Annotated in this window: 17 protein-coding genes; 4 read left to right on the forward strand and 13 right to left on the reverse strand. The window is 65.5% G+C overall.

The window, feature by feature from the left end:
- Positions 1–45 precede the first annotated feature (45 nt).
- The 4 genes from JJ918_RS07400 to JJ918_RS07415 form a co-directional block, all read right to left on the reverse strand.
- Positions 46–1182 (reverse strand): PA0069 family radical SAM protein, encoded by a 1137-nt coding sequence (locus JJ918_RS07400; protein WP_291885259.1) that lies wholly within the window; start codon positions 1180–1182, stop codon positions 46–48.
- An 80-nt stretch (positions 1183–1262) separates the two neighbouring features.
- Positions 1263–2423 carry a methyl-accepting chemotaxis protein gene (locus JJ918_RS07405; RefSeq protein ID WP_291885262.1) on the reverse strand — a complete coding sequence of 387 codons (1161 nt, stop codon included), beginning with the start codon at positions 2421–2423 and terminating at the stop codon, positions 1263–1265.
- Positions 2424–2434: 11 nt separating this feature from the next.
- Positions 2435–2986: a PAS domain-containing protein gene (locus JJ918_RS07410; RefSeq protein ID WP_291885265.1), complete on the reverse strand. Its 552-nt coding sequence runs from the start codon at positions 2984–2986 to the stop codon at positions 2435–2437.
- A gap of 216 nt (positions 2987–3202) precedes the next feature.
- A complete protein-coding gene (locus JJ918_RS07415) occupies positions 3203–4075 on the reverse strand; it encodes a uracil-DNA glycosylase (RefSeq protein ID WP_291885267.1) in 873 nt (290 codons plus the stop codon).
- 136 nt (positions 4076–4211) lie between these two features.
- Between JJ918_RS07415 and JJ918_RS07420 the strand changes: the two genes are divergently transcribed.
- Genes JJ918_RS07420 through JJ918_RS07435 form a run of 4 tightly spaced genes read left to right on the forward strand, consistent with a single transcriptional unit; the run spans position 4212 to position 9540 of the window.
- Positions 4212–5885: an electron transfer flavoprotein-ubiquinone oxidoreductase gene (locus tag JJ918_RS07420; protein ID WP_291885270.1), complete on the forward strand. Its 1674-nt coding sequence runs from the start codon at positions 4212–4214 to the stop codon at positions 5883–5885.
- Positions 5886–5942: 57 nt separating this feature from the next.
- A complete protein-coding gene (locus JJ918_RS07425; RefSeq protein WP_291885273.1) occupies positions 5943–7670 on the forward strand; it encodes a tetratricopeptide repeat protein in 1728 nt (575 codons plus the stop codon).
- Positions 7667–8527 (forward strand): 4-(cytidine 5'-diphospho)-2-C-methyl-D-erythritol kinase, encoded by an 861-nt coding sequence (locus JJ918_RS07430; protein ID WP_291885275.1) that lies wholly within the window; start codon positions 7667–7669, stop codon positions 8525–8527. Before JJ918_RS07425 ends, JJ918_RS07430 begins: the two co-directional genes overlap by 4 nt.
- Positions 8524–9540 (forward strand): hypothetical protein, encoded by a 1017-nt coding sequence (locus JJ918_RS07435; RefSeq protein ID WP_291885279.1) that lies wholly within the window; start codon positions 8524–8526, stop codon positions 9538–9540. Before JJ918_RS07430 ends, JJ918_RS07435 begins: the two co-directional genes overlap by 4 nt.
- A 72-nt stretch (positions 9541–9612) precedes the next feature.
- On the opposite strand, the gene JJ918_RS07440 is transcribed toward JJ918_RS07435, so the two are convergent.
- The 9 genes from JJ918_RS07440 to JJ918_RS07480 all read right to left on the reverse strand — a co-directional run bounded on the left by JJ918_RS07440 (position 9613) and on the right by JJ918_RS07480 (position 19123).
- Entirely contained in the window at positions 9613–10380 is a 768-nt protein-coding gene (locus JJ918_RS07440; RefSeq protein ID WP_291885282.1) for a cell wall hydrolase, read from the reverse strand.
- A 255-nt stretch (positions 10381–10635) separates the two neighbouring features.
- Positions 10636–13308, reverse strand: a complete 2673-nt coding sequence (ppdK, locus tag JJ918_RS07445) for a pyruvate, phosphate dikinase (RefSeq protein ID WP_291885285.1) — start codon at positions 13306–13308, stop codon at positions 10636–10638.
- A 524-nt stretch (positions 13309–13832) separates the two neighbouring features.
- Entirely contained in the window at positions 13833–16091 is a 2259-nt protein-coding gene (gene glyS / locus JJ918_RS07450; protein ID WP_291885288.1) for a glycine--tRNA ligase subunit beta, read from the reverse strand.
- Between the two features lie 12 nt (positions 16092–16103).
- Positions 16104–16565 (reverse strand): GFA family protein, encoded by a 462-nt coding sequence (locus JJ918_RS07455; protein WP_291885291.1) that lies wholly within the window; start codon positions 16563–16565, stop codon positions 16104–16106.
- Entirely contained in the window at positions 16562–17038 is a 477-nt protein-coding gene (locus tag JJ918_RS07460) for a hypothetical protein (protein ID WP_291885294.1), read from the reverse strand. Before JJ918_RS07460 ends, JJ918_RS07455 begins: the two co-directional genes overlap by 4 nt.
- Positions 17038–17925, reverse strand: a complete 888-nt coding sequence (locus tag JJ918_RS07465; RefSeq protein ID WP_291885297.1) for a glycine--tRNA ligase subunit alpha — start codon at positions 17923–17925, stop codon at positions 17038–17040. The genes JJ918_RS07460 and JJ918_RS07465 overlap by 1 nt, the downstream gene beginning before the upstream one ends.
- Before the next feature lie 69 nt (positions 17926–17994).
- A complete protein-coding gene (locus JJ918_RS07470; RefSeq protein WP_291885300.1) occupies positions 17995–18174 on the reverse strand; it encodes a hypothetical protein in 180 nt (59 codons plus the stop codon).
- Positions 18171–18911 (reverse strand): methyltransferase, encoded by a 741-nt coding sequence (locus JJ918_RS07475; protein ID WP_291885303.1) that lies wholly within the window; start codon positions 18909–18911, stop codon positions 18171–18173. Before JJ918_RS07475 ends, JJ918_RS07470 begins: the two co-directional genes overlap by 4 nt.
- Positions 18908–19123: a DUF2007 domain-containing protein gene (locus JJ918_RS07480; RefSeq protein WP_291885306.1), complete on the reverse strand. Its 216-nt coding sequence runs from the start codon at positions 19121–19123 to the stop codon at positions 18908–18910. The genes JJ918_RS07475 and JJ918_RS07480 overlap by 4 nt, the downstream gene beginning before the upstream one ends.
- Positions 19124–19238 lie beyond the last annotated feature (115 nt).

Below are 19238 nucleotides of genomic sequence, written 5' to 3' on the forward strand. Positions count from 1 at the left end.
GAGCGTGTTTTGCGGCTTGTTTGCAAGCTTTGGTTTTCGTCAGGCTCAGAAAAGACTTGGTTGACCGGCTGAGCCGAGAGGGCGTTCGAATTTGGAAAAGTCGAGTTCGGTGCGCGGTGCGGTCAGGCGGTATCGGCGTATGGCAGCGCGCACGCGGTTGACGATCAGCTCGGCGAGCGGGCCCTGGCCGCGGCCGCGCGTGCCCCATTGCGGATCGTAGTCACGCCCGCCGCGCATCTGGCGGATCAGCGACATGACGCGTCCGGCCGCATCGGGCCGGGCCGTCTGCAGCCATTCGCGGAACAGGTCCTTGATCTCGAGCGGCAGGCGCAGCAGCACGTAGGACGCGTTCACCGCGCCGGCCTCGGCGCCGGCCTTGAAGACCGCCTCGATCTCGTTGTCGTTGAGGGCGGGAATAATCGGCGCCATCATCAGCGTGACCGGCAGGCCGGCCTCCGAGAGACCCCGGATGGCGTCGAGCCGGCGGTGCGGCGCTGCCGCACGCGGCTCCATGTCCCGGGCCAGACGCCGGTCGAGCGTGGTGACGGAAATCGCACCCTTTGCGAGGCCGTCGGCGGCCATCGGTCCGAGAATGTCCAGATCGCGCAGGACAAGCGCCGACTTGGTGATGAAGCTGACCGGGTGCCGGTAGCGGGCGAAGACTTTCAGGATTTCCCGCGTGTGCTGCAGGCGGCGCTCGACCGGCTGCCAGGCGTCGGTATTGGCACCGATCACGATCGGTTTGGGCCGATAGCCCGGCCGGTTGAAGAAGGCCTCCAGCAAGGCCGGCCCGTCGGGTTTGGCGAAGATCACGCTTTCGAAGTCGAGGCCCGGTGAATAGCCCCAATAGGCATGGCTGGGCCGGGCATAGCAGTAGATGCAACCATGCTCGCAGCCGCGATAGGGGTTGATCGACTGGTCGAAGGAGATGTCGGGTGAGCTGTTGGTCGCGACGATGGACCGCGACGCATCCTTCAGGATGGTCGTTCCAAGGCGCGGCGCCGGCGCATCCGCCTCGGTCCATCCGTCATCGAAGGCTTCGCGGGCAAAGGCCTCGTACCGGCCCGATGCGTTAGACCGAGCGCCCCGGCCCCGGACGCCGGCCCCCGGGGCGGTGGGGGATCCGGCAGAGGGGGCCGCCTGAGGGGCGTTTAGGGCGTAGCCACCTGGGCGCTCGGTCATGAGCGCACTATGACTCATAACGAGAACAAATCAAGAACAAATTTCGGGCCGAACCCGAAAAAAGTGGAAGGCGGGCCGGGTCAGCCCACCTTCCGCAGGTCAACCAGGAAGCTGGAGATATTGTCTCGCAGCGTGTTCAGGCTGCGTTCCTGGCGCAGGAGGATGTCGGTCGAGCTGATCACCGTTTCGACCGAGGCCTGGGTGGACTCGGTGGCGGAGTGAACCACACCGATACCGCTGGAAACCTCGCCGGTTCCGGTGGCGGCCTCGTTGACATTGCGGGCGATCTCGCTGGTCGCGGCGCTTTGCTCGGTGACGGCGGCGGCGATGGCATTGCACGCCGTATTGATGTCCTCGATCGCCGAGGAGATCACGGAATTGGCCGACACCGCGCCGGTCATGGTGCGCTGCAGGTCCTGGATCTGGTGGCCGATATCGTCCGTCGCCTGGGCGGTCTGGCCGGCCAGCGTCTTTACTTCCTGGGCGACGATGGCGAAGCCCTTGCCGGCCTCGCCCGCCCGGGCCGCTTCGATGGTCGCGTTCAGCGCGAGCAGGTTGGTCTGGTCGGCAATGGCCTCGATCAGGCGAACGACATCGCCGATCTTGCCGGTCACGCCGGTCAGGCCCTCGATCGTCGCATTCATCGCCCGCGACTTCTCGACAGCACCCGCGGCAAGGTCAGCCGAGCTGACCACCTGGCGATTGATCTCGGAGATCGAGGAGGTGAGCTCTTCTGCCGAAGCCGCGATGCTTTGCATGTTCGTGGATGCCTGTTCGGCGCCGGCCGCGGCGCTGGTGCAGCGCTCGGAGGCATCGCTGGAGCGGGCATAGAGCTGGTCTGCAGTCTCGCGCAGGGAGCCGATCGTGTCCGACACCTTGTCCATGACATCTGCCAGTTGCGCTTCCAGGCCACCGGCCAGTTCGATGAAACTCTCATGGCGGGATTTGATACCGAAGAGCGTCGTGTTCACGGCCTGCGCGGCATTGCGGAAGGAGCCGACCATGCCGGTTTCCGGGATCAGGCGGAAGTGCTTGTTCTTGCGGACATACTCGACGCAGGTCTGGCTTTCGCGCAGATAGGCGTCGGTGCGGTCGATCAGAAGATTGATGGCCAGTTCCAGCTCCGCGATCTCGGCATCGTCGGACACGCCGATGATACGCTTCTCGAAATCGCCTTCGGCGACGGCACGGACAATGGCGGCAGCGCGGCGGATGGCCTTGCGTTCCTTGGTGACGAACATTGAACGGGCTCCTAGCGATCACCGCGACGCTGGCCCTGGCCGAGCGTGCAGATGAATTCGTCGTATTCGAGGCCAAGGTCGGCCAGGTGGCGGGTCAGCTTGTCGGTGGAGGCGGCGAGACCCTGTTTGGCATTCTCGTGCCGGGCCTCTTCCTCGCGCAGGGCGGCGTAGAGCGGGATCACCTCTTCATTGAGGATGCGCTCTTCCGGTTTGCGGCGGTTGGAGTGGTATCCGACAATCTCGCCGGCATCGTTGAAGCTGGGCGTGACGTGGGCATAGACCCAGTAGTGATCGCCATTGGTGGCGCGATTGATCACATAGGCGAAAATCTCGTTTCCGCCCTGGATCGTCTCCCAGAACATCTTGAAGATGCAGCGCGGCATGTCCGGGTGCCGGATAAAACTGTGCGGCTGACCGAGGGACTGTTTCTCGGTGACGTTCGACAATTGCTGGAAGATGTCGTTGGCGTAGGTGATGCGGCCTTTCAGGTCCGTCTTCGTGACGATGACCTGGTCCTTGTCGAACCGGCGCTCGACGCCTGTGAGATGCGTGTCCCGGGGCATGAGGAAAGAGCCTTCCTGCTCAAGAGTACGGCCGGGCCCGGCAAGCCGGATTGGGGCCAGATTTCGCGGAAGACCGTCGCGCTTTTAGGGTTAATCAACGGTTGCGGATCGGAGGTCATAATAGTTTATTACAAGCGTGGGCTGCATCACAAATCCATCCCTTTTCTCTTGCTTTTCAAATCGTTGAAGGGGCCGCACACGGAATGCGTGCTGCATCTAGCCCGCGAGCCGGCCTTCCAGGGCCAGCATGTCCTGCCACGCTAGACGCTTCTCCGGTGGCCGCCGGAGCAGGTAGGAGGGATGGAAGACGGGCAGGACCGGAATGGTTCGGCCTGCCGGCTCGCCTGCCGCATCCCGCACGGCATACTCGCCCCACTGGCCGCGCAGCCGGGTGATCCCGGTTGATGTCCGCATCAGGGACTGGGCGGAGATACCGCCGGCGACGACGAGAATGTCTGGTGCCTTGAGAGCGATGTGCCGTTCGATGAAGGGCAGGCACATCGTGATCTCTTCCTGGGTCGGCGTGCGATTACCGGGCGGCCGCCAGTTCAGGATGTTGGAAATATACAGATCGTCCGGCCCCAGACCGATCGATGCGAACATGCGGTCCAGCAATTGCCCGGACCGGCCGACAAAGGGCAGGCCCTGTTCGTCCTCTTCCTTGCCGGGCGCTTCTCCGACCACCATGATCCGTGCTTCGCGATTGCCGCGGGCGAAAACCGTGTTGCGGGCGGTGCGCTTGAGCGGGCAGCCCTCGAATTGCGCAATGGCGGCCTGCAGGGCATCCAGAGTTGAGGCGCCGGCCGCGAGTTCGCGTGCTGAAGGGCCATCATCGGATGCCTGGCCGTAGCCGGCTGCCCGCGCGGCTGCCGCGGTGGCGGTGCGCTGGGGCGCAGCCTGTTGCGTGTCGCGGACAGTGGCGGGTGTTGTCGAGGGTGCCGTCCGGCCACGCGCCGCGCCGGCCGCCGGCGCAGGCCGGGGCCTCTGGACCGGAGCATCAAGCTCGATCCCGGCTTCCTCCCACCACGCGATCAGGGCCTTGAGAGCCTTTTCGTCGTGCGGGTCGAGTGTGGCACCAGGGTTGGACATGGCTTACGCGTACGTCAACGTAATAACTTTGATCCGGACAGCCGGACACGCTAGATGGGTATTCGATCCTAAGGTATGACCGAAGGCCTGCAAGCGGGGCAGTGCTGAAACCGATGAGAAAAGAGTGGGAGCTGGAATGACCGACGCACCGATCGAACGCGAATCCATGGAATACGATGTGGTGATCGTCGGGGGTGGCCCCGCCGGTCTGTCAGCCGCGATCCGTCTGAAACAGCTCGCCGACGAAGCGGGGCAGGAGCTGTCGATCGCCGTGCTGGAAAAGGGCGCCGAGGTCGGTGCACACATCCTGTCCGGTGCGGTCGTCGATCCCAAGGCGCTTAACGAACTGATCCCCGACTGGGCCGAAAAAGGCGCGCCGCTCAACGATCCGGTGAAGACGGATATTTTCGAAGTGCTCGGTGCGGCCGGTTCGATCAGCCTGCCGACGGTCTTCTTCCCGCCGCTGATGAGCAATCATGGCTGCCACATCGTCTCGCTGGGCAATGTGTGCCGCTGGCTGGGCGAGCAAGCCGAGGCGCTGGGCGTGGAAATCTATCCCGGCTTCCCCGCTGCCGACGTGATCGAGGAAGATGGTGCCATCAAGGGCGTGGTGACCGGTGATTTCGGTCTGGCCCGCGATGGCAGTCACAAGGATGGCTACCAGCCCGGCATGGAGCTGCGCGGCAAGTACACGCTGATTGCCGAAGGCGCCCGCGGCTCGCTCGCCAAGAAGCTGATCGGCCGCTACGGCCTGTCCGAGGGCAAGGAGCCGCAGAAATTCGGCATCGGCCTGAAAGAGCTCTGGCGCGTGAAGCCGGAGAACCACAAGCCCGGCATGGTGAAGCACACGATGGGCTGGCCGCTCGACAATTCCACCGGCGGCGGCTCCTTCATGTATCACTATGGCGACAATCTGGTCTCGATCGGTTTTGTCGTTCACCTCAACTACAAGAACCCCTGGATCTCGCCCTTCGAGGAATTCCAGCGCCTGAAGACGCATCCGGCGATCCGCGATGTGTTGGAAGGCGGCGAGCGTATCTCCTATGGCGCCCGGGCGATCACCGAAGGCGGTTTCCAGTCGGTCCCGAAACTGGCCTTCCCGGGCGGTGCGCTGATCGGCTGTTCGGCGGGATTCGTGAACGTGCCGCGCATCAAGGGCAGCCACAACGCGATGAAGACCGGCATGCTGGCGGCAGAAAGCGTGTTTGCCGCCATCGGCGCCGGCCGCGCGCATGACGAGCTGGCGGAATACCAGACGGCCTACGAGAATTCCTGGGTCGCCAGGGACCTCAAGGCCGTGCGCAATGCCAAGCCGCTCTGGTCGAAATTCGGCACCACGATCGGTATCGCCCTGGGCGGGCTGGACATGTGGTGCAACACGCTGTTCGGCGGCTGGTCGCCCTTCGGCACGATGGGCCACGGCAAGACCGACGCCGAAAGCACCCAGCCGGCGGACAAGTTCCGCAAGATCGAATACCCCAAGCCGGACGGAAAGCTGACCTTCGACCGTCTGTCCTCGGTCTTCATTTCCAACACCAATCACGAGGAGGACCAGCCGGTTCACCTCAAGGTGGCCGATATGGATCTGCAGAAGGCATCCGAATGGGAGGTCTATGCCGGCCCCTCCGCGCGCTATTGCCCGGCGGCCGTGTATGAGTGGATCGAGGATGAGACGACCGGAGAACGGCGCTTCCAGATCAACGCCCAGAACTGCGTGCACTGCAAGACCTGCGACATCAAGGACCCCAACCAGAACATCAACTGGACCACGCCGGAAGGCGGCGGCGGTCCGATGTATGCGGGAATGTAATCCGGCTCACAGCCATCAGGCCTTGCGCGCCGGGCGGTGCGGAGCGAGCATGACGCCATGACAAGCATCCTGCGCGCCTGGCCCGCACTGCTCGCGGCAACGGCCCTGACATCCTGCGTGACCGTGCCGGCCGAGGAGGAAACCTCGGCCTATGGCGCCTTTCTGGCTGCCCGCTATGCCGGTGTGAACCGTGACGCGGCGGGAGCGGCGGACTATTATCTCGAGGCGCTCGACCGGTTGCCGGGCAATTCGGTGCTCGCCGACCGGGCCTTTATAACATCGGTCATCGCCGGCGATCTTGACCGGGCCTCGGCCCTGGCCGTTTCGGCAAGCGAGGCGGGCGATCCCAGCCGGCTGGCGACCCTGTTTCGCGCTTCCGACCGGATCTCGCGCCACGACTATCGCACGGCCCTGAGCGTTCTCGACGCGGCGCCGGACTATGGCCCCTACAATACCTTCTTCCAGGACATACTGCGCCACTGGGCGCTGATGGGCGCCGGCCGGGGCGACGAAGCCCTGACCGAGGTCGGCGACATGCAGGCGCCGGGCTTTCTGGCGTCCCATCTGTGGCTGCACAAGGCGATGCTGTTCGAGGCCGCGGGCAATCCGGCGGCGGCCGAGGCGGCTTACCGTTCGGCGGTCTTCACCTCGACCTTCCGCCGCCTGTCGACGGAAATGTATGGCGGTTTCCTGATGCGCGAAGGGCGTCGCGCCGAGGCCGCCACCCTGTTCGAGACCTATCTGGAAGACGATCCGAACGAGGCCAGCATCCAGGCGCTCTACGAGACCGCCAGCCAGGGGCGTCGGGCTCCGCGCCGGCCGGACATTCCGGGACTGGCAGCCCGCGCCGTGCTGGGGCCGACGGCGGATCTGGCGGCCCAGGCCGACATGGACCTCACGATCATCTATATGCGCATGGTCCAGCGAATGGACCCGGACCTCGCGCCTTTGCACATCGTGCTGGCCGGCTCGCTCGACCGGATCGGCCTGCACGATCTCGCCCTGGCCGAATATGCCTCGGTTCCCGAGGGTCCGTTCCGCTTGGGTGCGCAGATCGACCGGATCGTGCTGATGGCGACGCTGGGCCGGATCGAGGCGGCCCATGCCGCCGCGCGCGATCTTGCCGAGCGGACGGGAGCCGCAGAGGCCATCTTGCTCTACGCCGACATGTCCCGGATCTCCGGAGAATGGGCAGCAGCGGTTGATCTCTATGGTCAGGCCATGACGCTCAACCGTGAACAGGGCTTGCCGGACGACTGGCGCTATCACTATTTCCGGGCGTCCTGCTATCTGATGCTGGACAACTGGGAAGCCGCCGAGGCCGAGTATCTTGCTGCGCTGGAGCTGGCCCCGGGCCAGTCCACCGTGCTCAACGATCTGGGCTATATGTGGATCGATCGTGGCGAGCGGGTCGACGAGGCCTTCGAGATGATCGCGCAGGCCGCCGACATGGCACCGGAGAACGGCAATGTGATCGACAGCCTGGGCTGGGCCTACTACCAGCTGGGCCATTACGATCTGGCGGTGCAGGAGCTGGAGCGGGCGGCGGAACTCAATCCGGGCAGTGCGACGGCCAATTACCATCTCGGCGATGCCTACTGGCAGGTCGGCCGCCGGCTGGAGGCGGGCTTCCAGTGGCGCCGGGCCATCGATCTCGATCCCACGGACGAGCAGCGCGAGGGGTTGGAATACCGCCTCGAGCACGGTCAGCCGCCGGAACACACGCCTGTCTATGCCGCCAATGGCGACGCACCGGCCGATCCCGCCGAGGTGCCGGAGCCGTGAGCCCGGGCGAGGTCCGGGAATTCGCACCGGCGAAGGTCAACCTCACCCTCCGGGTCGGACGCGTGCGGACGGACGGCTATCACCCCCTCGACAGTCTTGTCGTGTTCGCTGACTGGGGCGACGAGGTCCGCGTCAATGACAGTCCGGCCTTCCTGCTGACCATGTCCGGCGAACCGTCGCGGCGGCTGACCGGGGGGCACGACAATCTCGTCATGAAGGCGGCTGTGGCCCTGCAGCGCGCAGCAGGCCTCGATCGCGCGGCGCGTATCCATCTGCACAAGGCGATCCCGGTGGAAGCCGGGCTGGGCGGCGGTTCGGCCGATGCTGCTGCGGCGCTGCGGGCGCTCAACCGGTTCTGGAAGCTGGACTGGCCGCTCGACCGCTTGGCCGAGCTGGGGCTTGACCTGGGCGCGGATGTGCCGGCGTGTCTCTATTCCCGGCCGCTGCGCATGCGCGGGATCGGCGAATGGATCGAGATGGTCGAGATCGGGCCGGGCCTGCCGGCTGTCATCGTCAATCCTGGCGTGGCTGTCCCGACGGGACCGGTCTTCGTCGCCTTCGACAGCCGGGAACCCAGACCGCTTGCGGACGGGCCCTGGTATCAGGGCGATCTGGCGGGCTGGCTGGCCGGCGAGGCCAATGATCTGGAAGCTGTCGTGATCGGCCGGGAAGGTGTGATCGGCGATACGCTGGAATGGCTGCACGCCCAGCCGGGCGCCTGGCTGGCCCGGATGACCGGGTCTGGTGCCAGCTGCTTCGCCCTGTTCGATACGATCGACGAGGCGCAAAGCGCCGCTGAAGCCTATCCCGGTTTCGCGCAGGCGGTGACCCTGGGAGCGCCGGAGATGCCGGCATGATGGCGGGGCTCATTTCCGCCCTGACGGCCTTCCTCGTTGCGCTGGCGGTGGCCGGCATGATGTTGCGCGCGGGTATTCTGGATCGTCCGAATGAGCGTTCCAATCATCGCGATCCGACACCGCGCGGTGGCGGGCTGGGCGCGATGGCGGGCGTGTTTGCGGCCTGGGCCCTGCTGGATGCGGGGAGTCCGGCGGCGGGTGCGGCGCTGGCCGGGATTGCGCTGGGAGGCGGGATCGCGGCCGGGCTGGGCTTGCTGGACGATCTCGTCACTTTATCCGAGACGCTCAAATTCGCGGTTCTGGCCCTGGTCTCGATTGCCGTTGCAGGCATGGCGGGACCCGTGACCGAGTTGGGGATTGCCTTGCCCTGGCTGGCCGGACTGGCCGGCTCGGCGCTGTGGATTTTCACCACCGCGAATGCGGTGAATTTCATGGACGGGTCGGACGGTCTGATTGCCGCAGTCCTGATCCCGGCCGCTCTGGCGCTAGGTGTTCTGGCCGGGGGCAGTGTTGCCGTGGCCGCTTTCGGTGTGGCTGGCGCAATGGCCGGATTTGCCGTGTGGAATGCGCCGCTGGCCAGCGCGCGTGGACGGCTGTTCTGCGGCGATGTGGGGGCGTTGGGGATGGCGGTTATCTTTGCCGGACTGGCGCTGGTCTGGGCGCGGATGTCGGGCGAGGGGGCGGTCTGGCTGGCGCCGCTGCTGATCCTGCCGCTTCTGGCTGATGTTCTTCTGACCATGGCCGCACGGGTACGCGCCGGACGGTCAGCCTTTGTGGCGCACCGGGCGCATGCCTATCAGCTGATGATCGCGCTGGGGGCCAGTCATCGCCGGGTGGCGGGGCTGTGGGCGGTGTGGAGTGCGGGCTGCGGCGTGGGGGCGCTGACGGCCCAGGCGCTGGGCGGAGGCTGGATCAATGCGCTGGCCCTGGTGGCCGGGATTGCGGCCTTCTGGATCTTCCACCGCCAGGTCCGTAAACGGGCCGACGCAGCCGGTCTGGACGTCTATCAGTAGCGAAATTGCTGCATCACAAGCCTGACATAAGTGCACCATAAGGGACACATGACGCACCCATTGCGGTGACGATCAGGCATCACGTTCGCGCAGGATCCCGGCATCGCGTTCGCGGCGCGTCGGGAAGCGGTAGAAGATGTGCGTGCCGATCCGGCGCGTGCGCACCAGATTGTCGTTCCAGTAGGGATCGACGGCGACGGTGTGATAGTGCGTCGCGCGGCGGGTGACGTCGCGGCCGAAGCCCATGAAGGCGTGCTGGGCGACCAGCTGCGAGCGGCGCCAGGAGCGGCCGCGCGGTTCGCGGATCATCGAGCCGTCGCAGGTGAAGGTGAACTGGCAGCCGGTCATCCGTTCGGCGCCTTCGAACACCACACCGCAGATCGTGCCGGGATAGGCCGGATGGCGCACCCGGTTCATGATGACCTGGGCGACGGCCAGCTGGCCGACAAAGCTCTCCGAGCGCGCTTCGTAATAGATGGCGCGCGACAGGCAATCGACCTCGGAGGTCAGATTGGCGGCGGTGGAAAAGTGCGAGCTGTCGAAGGTCTGCAGATCGTCGAGCGAGCGGGCGCGCAGAATGGCACCGGCCTCGCTGTCGGACTCGAGCAGGATGGAGGCGACGCGCAGCGTGCGCGGGGCCTGCCAGTCGGTGCCGACATCGCCGCGGGCGAGATAGGTGCCGGCCAGGCGCTGCCATTGCAGCGTCTCGTCCTGTTCGCGGGCGCGGGCCGAGGCCAGGTTCAGGACCAGGATGGTCAGCGCGCACAGCACCAGGGCGGCCAGCATGTGGAATGCGGTCGCGAGCTGCTTCTGCTGGCTGCGTGCGTCGTCCAGATTCATCCGATCACTGTTCGTTCTGACCATTCGTCGAATCACTCTGTAGATTCCACGAATCTATCATGGCCGCTGCTTACTGAATCCTTCATGAAATAAGGAGCGCGTATCTATGGGCGTGCGCCGGTCAGGTCAATATCACCCGTCGATTACAAATAAGAAATGACTCTCCCCTGACAAGGGAAGAGCCGATTTCTCTTGTGTTTTTCTTGCCTTGCCTTGGCCATCCGCAAAGGAATGGCTGGCTTGCACCCGCTCTCCTCAGAGCCGGCGCAGCCGCGCCTGGGCCGCGGCAAGCCGGGCGATCGGCACGCGATAGGGCGAGCAGGACACGTAATCCAGGCCCACTTCCTCGCAGAAATCGATCGAGTTGGGATCGCCGCCATGCTCGCCGCAAATGCCCAGCTTGAGGCCGTCGCGCTCGGCGCGGCCCCGCTCGACGGCGATGCGGACGAGATCGCCGACACCGTCACGGTCGAGCGAGACGAAGGGATCCTTCTCGAAAATCCCGGCCTCGAGATAGTCGTTCAGGAACTTGCCGGCATCGTCGCGCGACAGGCCGAACGTGGTCTGGGTGAGGTCATTGGTGCCGAAGGAGAAGAATTCCGCATCGCGGGCGATATCTCCGGCGCGCAGGGCGGCGCGCGGCAGTTCGATCATGGTGCCGATGAGGTATTTCGGCTTGCCGCCGGTCTCCTCGGCCACGGCCTTGGCGACACCGGCGACGCGGGCCTTGAGGATGGACAGCTCGGCGGCAGTGGCCACCAGCGGGATCATCACCTCGGCGAGCGGCTGGAAGCCGGTTTCCTTTTCCACGGCAACCTGGGCCTCGAAGATGGCCCGGGCCTGCATCTCGTAGATTTCCGGATAGGTGATGCCCAGGCGGCAGCCGCGATGGCCGAGCATGGGATTGCTCTCGGCGAGGTCGCGGGCGCGCGCCAGCAGCTGGTCGGCCGGCAGGCCGGTCGCCTTGGCGACGTCGACGACATCCTCTTCCGAGTGCGGCAGGAATTCGTGCAGCGGCGGATCCAGCAGGCGGATCGTGCAGGGCCGCTCGCCCATGATGCGGAAGATTTCCTTGAAGTCCTCGCGCTGCATGGGAAGGATCTTGTCCAGCGCCGTGACGCGGCCGTCCTGGTCGTTCGACAGGATCATCTCGCGCACGGCAGCGATCCGGTCGGCCTCGAAGAACATGTGTTCGGTGCGGCACAGGCCGATGCCCTCGGCGCCGAAATCGACGGCGGTCTGGCAGTCGGCCGGCGTTTCGGCATTGGTGCGCACCTTCATGCGGCGGTGCGTATCGGCCCAGGCCATCAGCTTGGCGAAATCGCCGGTCAGCTCCGGCTTGATCATCTTGGCTTCGCCATAGAGGACCTGGCCGGTGGCACCGTCGATGGTTACGGTCTCGCCGTCCTTGACGATGCGGCGGCCGACCGCGAACTGCCTGTTGGCATAGTCGATCTTGATCTGGCCGGCACCGGAGACGCAGGGCCGTCCCATGCCGCGGGCCACCACGGCTGCGTGGCTGGTCATGCCGCCGCGCGCGGTGATGATGCCTTCCGCGGCATGCATGCCGTGAATGTCTTCCGGCGAGGTCTCGATGCGAACGAGGATGACTTTCTCGCCGGCCTTGCGGCGCTCCTCGGCCTCGTCACTGTCGAACACGACCTTGCCGCAGGCCGCGCCCGGCGACGCGGGCAGGCCGGTGGTCAGCACATCGCGCTCGCCTTCCGGATCGAGGGTCGGGTGCAGCAGCTGGTCCAGCTGGGCCGGATCGACGCGCATCACGGCCTCGTCCGTGGTGATCAGGCCTTCGGACGCCATGTCGACGGCGATCTTCAGCGCCGCCTTGGCGGTGCGCTTGCCATTGCGGGTCTGCAGCATCCAGAGCCGGCCGGCCTCGACCGTGAACTCGATGTCCTGCATGTCGCGATAATGGCGTTCCAGCTTGTCGAAGACTTTCGCCAGCTCGGCAAAGCTCTCCGGCATGGCGGTTTCCATGGACGGATTCTCGTCGCCCATCTTTTCGCGCATCGCCTCGGTGAGGCATTGCGGCGTGCGGATGCCCGCCACCACGTCCTCGCCCTGGGCATTGACCAGGAATTCGCCGTAATAGCCGGTATCGCCGGTCGAGGGGTCGCGGGTGAAGGCGACGCCGGTGGCCGAGGTCTCGCCCATATTGCCGAACACCATGGCCTGGACGTTGACCGCCGTGCCCCAGCTGGCCGGGATGTCGTGCAGGCGGCGATAGGTCTTGGCGCGCTCGGTCATCCACGAGCCGAACACGGCGCCGATGGCGCCCCACAGCTGTTCGCGCGGATCGGCGGGGAAATCGCGGCCCAGCTCGCGCGCGGCGGCTTTCTTGTACTCGGCCACCATGTGGACCCAGTCATCGGCCGACAGCTCGGTGTCGAGCGAGTAGTCGTTATCGTCCTTGAACCCGTCCAGGATGTCCTCGAACACGGCATGGTCCACGCCCAGCACGACGTCGGAATACATCTGGATGAAGCGGCGATAGCTGTCATAGGCAAAGCGGCGGTCGCCGGACAGTTTCGCCAGGCCCTCGGCGGTCTCGTCATTCAGGCCCAGATTGAGCACGGTATCCATCATGCCCGGCATGGAGGCGCGGGCGCCGGAGCGCACCGAGACCAGCAGCGGGTTGGCCGGATCGCCGAACTTTTTGCCGACCGCCGCTTCCAGCTTGGCCAGCGAGGCCTCGACCTGGGCTTCCAGATCGGCCGGATAGGCGTGGTCATTCTCGTAATAGGCGGTGCAGACCTCGGTCGTGATGGTGAAGCCCGGCGGCACCGGCAGGCCCAGCTTGGCCATCTCGGCCAGATTGGCCCCCTTGCCGCCAAGGAGCTCACGCATGCCGGCTTCGCCTTCCGAGTCCCCTCCACCGAAGGCGTAAACCCATTTGGTCTGTGCGCTCATGCTATCGAACTCCCGGAGTTAGATGTGCGACGTGGCCTGCGCCACGACCTTCTTCTCCCAGGGGAGAAGGTGCCCGAAGGGCGGATGAGGGGGAAACCCCGCTCAGGGATTGAAGGGCGAAAGACGGTGTCTTCCCCCTCTCCCTCGATCCCTCTCCCAAGGGAGAGGGAGGTGTTCGTGGTGTCGCCACGACCTTCTTCTCCCCGACCGGGGAGAAGGTGGCCCGAAGGGCCGGATGAGGGGCCTCGGACGAAACCGCAAAATCCTTGTCATCCCGGACGCATGCCCGGCCCCGGGCCGGGCGGAGATCCGGGACCCATAATCCCCATGCGTGTCCAGCTGTCGCGGATATCGACCCTGCTTCCGGCCGGCATCGGCGCGTATGGGTCCCGGCTCTACGCCCCGCCAAAAGCGGGGCATCCGGCCGGGATGACACGGTGTTTGCTGCTTCCACGACGCGGCCGCAACCTGCCTCAGGCAGGTGCGCGACGGAACGGTCGTGGTCAATCGGAAACATGATGCCTCTAGCCTGCAATCCGGTCGAAATCTGCGACGGCGCGGACGGCCGTGCGGATTTGCGACAATAAGAAAAGCCGGTTGCGGCGCAACGCGGCATCTTCACTGTTGACGGTGACATGCTCGAAAAAGGCATCGATCGGTGCACGCAGCGTTGCCAGGGCCGCCATGGCCGCCTCGAAATTCTCCGCGACCAGCGCCTGCTGCGCCTCGCCCTTCACCGTGTTGACGGCGGCGATCAGCGCGCGTTCCTGGTCTTCCGGGGCGGCAGCGAGATAGTCCGCTTCCAGCGCGCCCTCGAAGGCGCCTTCGCCATCCTTCTTCTCTTCCGCCCGCACGATGTTCGAGGCGCGGTTATACCCGGCCAGCAGCGCCGCGCCGTCCTCGGTGTCGAGGAAGGCCTGCAGCGCGCGGGCCTTGGCCGTGACGCGCACGAGGTCGTCATCGCCGAGGGCGAAGACGGCGTCGATCACGTCATAGCGGATGCCTTCGTCGCGCAGGTGGACCTTGAGACGGTCGGCGAAGAAGGCGAGGACACCTGCTTGAGTTTCGTCAGCAAAGTCAAACTGGTAGGGGGCGTGAAACAAGTCAGATCCCAGTTTCTCGCCGGAGCGCACTTGATCTCGTTCAGCTTGAAGCGTCACGCCAGCCGAGTCGAGCAGTGCATCTGCCAGTTCCATTTCTCCACGCTCGGCGGAGAAATGGATCGCATCAAAGAACGCGCGCCCGGCGGCAAGTTGAAGAGTATAGCTGCCTCGGTTGGGTCCATTGAAGCTGGTCAGACCAAGTCGGAACCCGCCCTCAAGCAAAATCCGGATCACCCCCAGCGCAGCCCGGCGCAGCGCGAACGGGTCTTTCGAGCCTGTCGGTTTTTCGTCGATCGCCCAGAAGCCGACCAGCGTGTCCAGCTTGTCAGCCAGCGCGACGGCGGCCGAGACCGGTGCGGTCGGCACCTCGTCCGAGGGGCCCTGCGGCTTGTAGTGGTCCTTGATCGCGTCGGCGACGGCGGCGTCCTCGCCCTGGTCGAGGGCGTAGTAGCGGCCCATCGCGCCCTGCAGTTCGGGGAATTCATAGACCATCTCGGAGACGAGATCGGCCTTGGCCAGGCGCGCGGCCTTTTCGGCCAGATCGGCATCTGCGCCCACCACAGGCGCCAGCTCGCGCGCCAGCGCGGCGACGCGCTCGACCTTGTCGGCGACCGTGCCCAGTTTTTCGTGGAACGTCACTTTCGACAGCTCTTTCGCCATCTCGTCGAGCGGCGTCTTGCGGTCGTTATCCCAGAAATGCCGCGCATCGGAGAGGCGGGCCGAGAGGACGCGGGCATTGCCCGCCGCGATGGCCTTGCCACCATCCGGGGCGACCTGGTTGGCGATGACGACGAATTTCGACGTCACGCCGGTCTCGCCCGGCTTTTTCACCGCGAAATACTTCTGGTGGGTCTTCATGGTGAGGGTGATGACTTCCGGCGGCAGGTCCAGGAAGTCCGGATCCATCTCGCCCAGCAGCGGCACCGGCCATTCCACCAGACCGGCGACTTCGGTCAGAAGCCCCGGATCCTCGACCAGTTCCAGACCGGCCTCGGCGCACACCCTGCGCGCACCGTCCAGAATGATCGCCTCGCGCTCTTCGCGCTGCTGGATCACATGGCCGTCCTCGCGCAGCACTTTCGTGTATTGCGCAAAATCCGTGATCTCGAAGGGGCCGCGGCCCATGCGGCGATGGCCCTCGGTGAGATTGCCTGACTTGATGCCATAGACCTCGAAATCCACCACCTGACCGTCGAACAGGCACAGAAGACGCTGGATCGGACGCACCCAGCGCTGGGCCTTGCCGTCCTCGCCGAACTTCATGGATTTGGGCCAGGGGAAGGCTTTCATCACCTCGGGGATCGCCTCTGCGATCACCTCGGCCGTGGCGCGGCCGGGTTTTTCGATGATGGCGACCCAGAATTCGCCCTTCTTGTCCTCGCGCTTTTCGCAGGCGTCCAGACTGTCGACACCGGCCCCGCGCAGGAAGCCTTCCACCGCCTTGTCCGGCGCGCCGACGCGCGGACCCTTGCGCTCCTCGCGCACATCTTCCGTCTTCACCGGCAGGCCGTCGATGGCGAGGCCGAGGCGGCGCGGTCCGGCAAATGTGGTCAGCGAGGACCAGGCGAGACCCGCCGCCGTCAGCTTCTCGCCCAGCAGACGCTCGAGATCGGCCTCGGCCTTCGGCTGCATGCGGGCGGGGATTTCCTCGCAGAAGATTTCAAACAGGAGTTCGGACATTATCGGGTTCCGTTACGAGGCGTGCTCTTGTGCCGCCCAGCGCTCCATCAGCGCGTAATAACTGTCGTCGGGCGCCTTGTCATAGGTCAGCGCGTTTTCGTCGAAATTCATCCAGCCCTGGGCCGAACGGGTCCAGATATGGCCGACGGGGCGCAGCTTGGCGCGATCGTCCAGCGTGCCGGCCTTCAGCGACAGGGCCGGGCGGCCCTCGGTGTCGTTGGCAATGCGCGTGCCGCACTTGCCGCAGAACAGGCCCAGCTTGTTCGATCTGGACTCGGTGGGAATGGTGAAGGCCGCCACCTCGCCCTTGAGGAAGCGGAAGCCGTCGCGCTCGACCAGCATCGACATGCCGAAGGCCGAGGAGGACTGCTGCTGGCAGGTCGTGCAATGGCAGGTGTACAGCGTCAGCGGCTGTTTGGTGACCTCATAGCGCACCTCGCCACACTGGCAGCCGCCGCGAAGGGGAAGTTTCATGATGCGGCCTCCGTGGGTTCGGTGCATGCGCGGGACGTGGTTCCAACAAACAAAGCGCCTCCTGAACCGGTCTCGGCGATATGGTATCGCCAAGCGGCGCCGTCTTCACACACATCGCCAAAAACAAGTGTGCGCCCGGTCGCTCGCGCTGTGCTAAGTTCACCGGCTTCGTCCGCACGCGGGGTGTGGGGAATTTCCCGAACCTGCGACAGCCATTCGTCTTGCAGAGGCGAGCCGAGTTCAAATGTCACAAGTAGATACTCACCACCACAGCAATCGCGCGTGATGCTATTGATGGTCGCGTCGGCCGGCAAAGAAGACGGGATGAGGCCCTGCTCGATATATGAGGTTCGTTCGTGCGCTGCTGGCGGCGCAACCCCGACAACCGAGCCGTCGCCAGTGAGCATGCGTGCGTAGGACAGCCCCGCGACGAGCACCAGCACAAGCGCGCCAAGTAGGGCGAAACGTACCATCACGCCTGCTCCAGCAGCGCGCGTTCGCTCTTCACCCAGGCTTCCGCGCAGCCCTTGGCGAGCTCGCGGACGCGGGCGATCCAGCTGGCGCGTTCGGCCACGGAAATGGCGCCGCGGGCGTCGACCAGGTTGAACAGGTGCGAGGCCTTCAGGCAGAAATCATAGGCGGGCAGGGGCAGGGGTTTGTCCAGCGACAGCAGCGCCTTGCACTGGTTCTCCGCACCCTTGAACCACTCGATCAGCATGTCGACATCGGCATGCTCGAAATTGAATTCGGAATACTGGCGTTCGGCTTCCTGGAAGACGTCGCCGTATTTGAGGCCGGCGCCGTTGAAGTCCAGATCGTAGACATTCTCCACGCCCTGGACATACATCGCCAGACGTTCCAGCCCGTAGGTCAGCTCGCCGGAGACGAGGTCGACATCCAGCCCGCCGACCTGCTGGAAATAGGTGAACTGGCTGACTTCCATCCCGTCGCACCAGACTTCCCAGCCCAGGCCCCAGGCGCCCACGGTGGGGTTCTCCCAGTCGTCCTCGACAAAGCGCACATCGTGCAGGTCGCGATCGATGCCGATGGCGTCGAGCGAACCGAGATAGAGGTCCTGGATGTCGGCCGGGCAGGGCTTCAACAGCACCTGAAACTGGTAATAATGCTGCAGCCGGTTGGGGTTCTCGCCATAGCGCCCGTCGCCGGGGCGGCGTGAAGGCTGGACATAGGCGGCGCGCCAGGGGCGCGGGCCGAGCGAGCGCAGCGTCGTGGCCGGATGCAGCGTGCCGGCGCCGACCTCCAAATCATAGGGCTGCAGGATGGCACAGCCCTTCCCCGCCCAATAGGTCTGAAGACGCAGGATCAGCTCCTGGAAGGAGGGCGCAGTGTCGGCGGCCATATCTCAAAGTCCCGGCGAAAGAATACGCGGCAGAAATCGGGCGGACACTAGGCAAGCCCGCCCGCCTAATCAAGCACGGGAGTCCCTGTCCCGCTGCGCTTCCTGTTGCGGCGCAGCACCGCCATCGAGCCGCGCTTGCACCGCCCGGCGCGCCGCATCGGCGGCGGCATCGCGGCTGGCCGTCTTCCGGCGCCCGAAAGCCAGCCAGAGAATGACGGCCAGAAGGAGGAGGAGCGCGGTGGCGATCATCCGCCCATCTCCACCACGGCGCGGCCGCGCATTATGGCTTCGGCCTCGGGGGTGTGGCGCTCGCCGGCGTGCAGGATGAGCGGCGGCAACAGTACCAGCGGGGCGCGTCCGCCGATGCGGGCGGAGACGATGACGCGCTTGGCCGGCTTGTCGATGCGCGGATGGACGGGCTTGATCACGACCGAGCCGAAGCTCTTTTCCAGCCCGTGACAGATATCGCCCAGACGGTCGGCGCGGTGGATCAGGGTCAGCTTTCCCTTGGCGCTGAGACTGCGCGCGGCGGCCTGGATCCAGATGCCCAGCGGCGCACTGCCCGACAGCCAGGCGTCGCGCTTGCCGTCCTTGGGCGCGCGCAGAACGCCCGGATCGTCGAAATAGGGCGGGTTGAAGAAGACCTGGTCGGCGCCGTGCCCGGCGCCCAGGCGGGCGATATCCGCCGTCTCGATCTCGACATTGCCGTCCAGCGCGTTGGCGGCGACATTCTCGCGCGCCAGCCCGGCCGTGGCGGCGTCCTTCTCGTAGCCGGTGATGCGCACGCCCGGCATCCGCCAGGCCGCACACAGCAGCGCTGCACCGGCACCGCAGCCGAACTCGACCAGCTGCTCGCCGGGACGGGCATCGATGGCTGCGGCCAGCAGGACGGCATCCATGCCGGCGCGATAACCGTCCGCGCCCTGGCGCAGCAGCACCTGTCCGTCCAGCAGCCGGTCCTCGGTGATTTTCGCCGCCGCGCTCATTCGCTCTGCGCCAGCGCTTCGTCGATCAGGCGCTGTGCGCGATCGGCCTCCTCGTCGATGACGGACAGGCGCTTCTTCACGAATTCAATGCCGTCGCCATACATCGAGGCCATGCCCTCATCGAGCACGAAACTCTCGATCCCGGCATCGCGCAGCACCGAGCGGGCGAAGGAGAGTTTCACCGGATCGGCCGTCTTGAGGACATCTTTCACGGGCTTTTCATTCCCTGTGCTGTTTCGTCACCGCCTCCGCGGCTTGCCGCGCGGGGATCGGATTTCTATTGTCTCGATCCGTTTCACCCGGTGCAAGAGGAAGCTGGCTTGGACA

It is taken from the genome of Maricaulis sp. (assembly GCF_017642925.1).
Lineage (GTDB): Bacteria > Pseudomonadota > Alphaproteobacteria > Caulobacterales > Maricaulaceae > Maricaulis.